The 1,714-nt window shown below is 42.8% G+C and carries 3 protein-coding genes; 2 read left to right on the forward strand and 1 reads right to left on the reverse strand.

What is annotated here, in order from left to right; genetic code table 11:
• Nucleotides 1-278 (forward strand): hypothetical protein (locus tag F6J94_RS33615; protein ID WP_293048239.1); only part of this gene is annotated, 278 nt, incomplete at its 5' end.
• Between the two features lie 644 nt (nucleotides 279-922).
• Here F6J94_RS33615 and F6J94_RS33620 read toward each other — a convergent pair.
• The gene (locus F6J94_RS33620) at nucleotides 923-1,159 is read right to left on the reverse strand and encodes a hypothetical protein (protein ID WP_293026515.1); all 237 of its coding nucleotides are present in this window, start codon (nucleotides 1,157-1,159) and stop codon (nucleotides 923-925) included.
• A 189-nt stretch (nucleotides 1,160-1,348) separates the two neighbouring features.
• On the opposite strand from F6J94_RS33620, the gene F6J94_RS33625 reads away from it, so the two are divergent.
• Nucleotides 1,349-1,654 (forward strand): DUF4090 family protein, encoded by a 306-nt coding sequence (locus F6J94_RS33625; RefSeq protein ID WP_293026518.1) that lies wholly within the window; start codon nucleotides 1,349-1,351, stop codon nucleotides 1,652-1,654.
• Nucleotides 1,655-1,714: the final 60 nt, after the last annotated feature.

Below are 1,714 nucleotides of genomic sequence, written 5' to 3' on the forward strand. Positions count from 1 at the left end.
GCGCCAATATTATCATCATTGGAAATGCATGGGGCAATCTGGAAAATGATGAAATAAAGACAATTGAGCAGTTTGTATCGAACGGTGGGAAAGTCATTATTGTTGGATTAGGAGGGTATTGGAAAGATTACAGTGACAAACCTGATCAACTAGATAAGCTAGCACACCGAGGCAAATGCAATCAGGAAGGGCAGGATACAAATGATATCTCAACATACCCAATGAACAAGCTTTTAGAGAAATTTGATGCTCGTTTTGAAAGCTCTTTGATCAATTAGCAGAACACTAACTAGGTATTCAAGACGATCACGAATTAGAAGACAAGACTTTTATCCACAGAGTGCTTGTCTGTTTGAGACGAGCAGTTAAGGCGATGAATCACTCAGGATGAAAAAGGGGTAATCGCGTTTGTGACTATCTGAAGAATAACTCTAATGTGAGCGATCGCCATCTCTTTGACGATGTAAAGAAGTAGTTGCAGAAGATAAAATTTTTTAACACTAGAAACAGTTCTTGGTCAAATATGGGCCTTGCTGAATTAAGGAATGAATGCGCGATTATCTGGTTTTATTAAAGCCCCCTAAATCCCCCAACTTTGGGGGACGCAAGAGAGTTTTGTTCCCCCCAGAATTGGGGCAGGGCTGTTTCAAACTTTAATAAGTTAACGATTATTGGAGATAGGGGGATAGGGGGATAGGGGGATAGGGAAATAAACTAAAATTTCCCGAAAAATCCGCCAATTTAGTCATTAAAATCTGACAAATTAGTTGGGAGGAAGCAACTCCAATGACTAACAATTCGTGATTCGGCCTTCGAGGAGGGTTAGATAAATTTGGCCAAAATTCCGACTATTCGCGCTCCTTTTCTCCCCATCTCCCCATCTCCCCATCTCCCCATCTATTTTCTAGAGAATGAAACAGCCCTACCAGAATTGGGGGGCTAGGGGGGCGAAACCATACCCATAATCAGCAACGCCTAGTTTTTTGGCATCGTTTACGGCGGTGTTCAGGGGAGAAATGCCGTTTTGGTAGTTGTTGATGCCGATGATAAAGGCGAGATTGCGGGAGAACATATAGCGTGCGATTTTATTAAGTACACAATTATGGTTTTTTATGGAACAGGAATTATTAAGGGAGGCAGGGAATATAGCAATTGCCATTCAAACTATTTTTGGCAAGAATGAAACAGCCCTGCCTCCTGGAGGTTAGGGGTGGGTACCCATCTATGTTTTTGCCAGAATGAAATCGCCCTGCCCTTAATAAGAGGGACTTTTGAATCTAATTTCACTCTTTGTTAAGGAAACCGACACCTTGTAAAATACTGTCGTATGTATAAATATGAGCTTACCATGTCTACCGAAACTAATTCCCAGACTAAGAACACTACAGGTGCTGATGCGGTTGATGACGCGATCGCAAAGGGAATTGATTTAGATGGCTCCCCAATCCCCAAAGCTAAGTTAGACCTTTACACTCAAGTGATGGGGTTGGAAGCTCAACGGCAACGGAGCGGTGTTAGCAATACCATGAGATCGAGAATTGTGCGGATTGGAGCGAAGCATATCCCTCAAGCAGAACTCAATCAAATGCTGCTCGATGCTGATTTTACCCCTCTTAAAGACAAAGAGATTGCTTTTTACTACGGACCTAAGTAGGGAGTAGGGAGTAGGGAGTAGGGAGTAGGGAGTAGGGAGTAGGGAGTAGGGAGTAGGGAA

Source organism: Moorena sp. SIO1F2, from assembly GCF_010672755.1.
Taxonomy (GTDB): domain Bacteria; phylum Cyanobacteriota; class Cyanobacteriia; order Cyanobacteriales; family Coleofasciculaceae; genus Moorena.

What these genes read in the sequence shown, in the direction of transcription:
- F6J94_RS33620 (WP_293026515.1), bottom strand. Translation starts at nt 1,159, where the DNA reads ATGGCAATTGCTATATTCCCTGCCTCCCTTAATAATTCCTGTTCCATA.
- F6J94_RS33625 (WP_293026518.1), top strand. Translation starts at nt 1,349, where the DNA reads ATGTCTACCGAAACTAATTCCCAGACTAAGAACACTACAGGTGCTGAT.